The following is a 1,766-nucleotide window of genomic DNA, read 5'->3' as shown; positions in this document are numbered from 1 at the left end:
CGTCATCGTCCGCTTCCACGGCGGCGGCGCGGGCGAACATGGCTTGTTCGTGCGCGGCGAGGGCGGCCTCCGCATCGCCGGGGTGCGCGGCGAGGGCCCGGCCGAGTTCGGCGCCGTCCTGCATGGCCAGGTTGGCGCCTTCGCCGTTCGGCGCCCGGAGGTGGGCGGCATCGCCGAGCAGGGTCACCCCCGGTACGCGGTTCCAGCTGTGCCCGGCCGGCAGTGTGAAGATGGGGCGCAGGGCCGGCGGGGTGTCGCTGTCGGTGATCAGGGCGGTGAGTTCGGGAGCCCAGCCGTCGAACTCCTTCGCGACCCGCACGGTGAGGGCAGTGGCATCGGTGGGAACGAGGCTGGCGAACCAGTCCTGGGGCTTCTTCAACTGCGCGTAGGTGTGCAGGGTCCCGCCGCCCTCCCGGTGGGTCAGCAGTCCCCTCCCCGGCGCGAGCGCGAACAGCGATCCGGCCCCGACCGCCTCCGCGGAGGCGGGATGGCGGGTTCCTGCGTCGAAGAGGAACGTCTCCACGCTGCAGACGCCGAAGTACTCCGGAGCGGCCTCGGAGAGCAGCGGTCGTACCCGCGACCAGGCGCCGTCGGCGCCGATGAGCAGGTCCGCGACAGCGGTGGTGCTGTCGGCGAAGTCCACCTGGTGGCGACCCTCGCCGAGGGCCCGCACCGCGGTGACCTTGTGGCCCCAGCGGACGGTGCCGGCGGGCAGGGAGTCGAGCAGCATCTGCCGCAGTTCGCCGCGCGGTGCCTCCGGGCGTTCGCCGGTTCCGTCGTCGGGCAGGTCGAGCAGCACGTTCCCCGCCTGGTCCATGACCCGGTACGCCTCGCGGCCCGGCAGGATCAGCTTGTGGAACTCCTCCATCAGGCCGGCCGCTTCCAGAGCGGCCTGCCCGCTGTGGGGGTGGAGGTCGAGCAGTCCGCCCTGGCGGCGGGCGTCCGGCGCGGGCTCCGCCTCGTAGACCGTGGCCGGGATGCCGTGCACGTGCAGTACGCGGGCCAGCGTCAGGCCGCCCAGGCCTGCTCCGATGATCGTGACCGGTGTCGTCATGGTTTTCTCCCTAGCCCCTCGCGGGGTGCGTCGAGGCATATTGGATCGCCACTCCAATGACGCTAACACGAAGTTGGATCGGCGCTCCATTCATGGGATGCTGGGGTCATGGTGAAGAGAACGGCGACGGGATCTGCGCGGGCCCCGCGGCGGGCGGACAGCCTGTCGAGGGGGCTGATCATCCAGGCCGCGATCGAGATCCTGGACAGCGGCGGCGAGAAGGCGCTGACGCTGCGCGCACTCACGGTGCGCCTGAGCACGGGCTACGGAGCGATCTACCACCACGTCGCGGACAAGAGCGATCTGCTCGCGACGGCCACTGACGACGTCATCACCGGCGTGCTGTCCGGCGCGGTCGCCGATGCGGACCCGCGCACTGCTCTGCGCCGCCTCGCCCTCGGCCTGTTCGATGCGATCGACGCCCATCCCTGGGTCGGGGCCGAACTCTCCCGCCAACCGTGGCGGCCCGCGCTGCTGGACTTCTACGAGAGCATCGGCCGCCTGCTGGACGCCCTCGACGTCCCCGGAAAAGCGCGCTTCGACGCGGCCGGCACGCTCGTGAACTACGTCCTCGGCGTCGCGGCGCAGAACGCCGCGAACGCACGGCTCCGCGCAGACAGCGACACGGACCGAGAGACCTTCCTGGAGAACGCCGCCACGCAATGGACGCAGATCGACCCCGGCCGGTACCCGTTCGTACACGCGGCGGCGA

Annotated in this window: 2 protein-coding genes; one reads left to right on the top strand and one right to left on the bottom strand. The window is 71.6% G+C overall.

Annotated elements, in window-relative coordinates; translation table 11 throughout:
* Positions 1-1,054, bottom strand: a 1,054-nt coding sequence (locus AB0J08_RS41580) for an NAD(P)/FAD-dependent oxidoreductase (protein ID WP_360645402.1), incomplete at its 3' end; no start/stop codon positions are given.
* Between the two features lie 108 nt (positions 1,055-1,162).
* On the opposite strand from AB0J08_RS41580, the gene AB0J08_RS41575 reads away from it, so the two are divergent.
* A partial coding sequence (locus AB0J08_RS41575; protein ID WP_360645399.1) for a TetR/AcrR family transcriptional regulator C-terminal domain-containing protein occupies positions 1,163-1,766 on the top strand: 604 nt, incomplete at its 3' end.

The organism is Kitasatospora sp. NPDC050463 (genome assembly GCF_040655255.1).
Classification (GTDB): Bacteria; Actinomycetota; Actinomycetes; order Streptomycetales; family Streptomycetaceae; genus Kitasatospora.
Note: the sequence above shows the minus strand (reverse complement) of the source record. Positions and strands in the feature narration are given on the sequence as shown.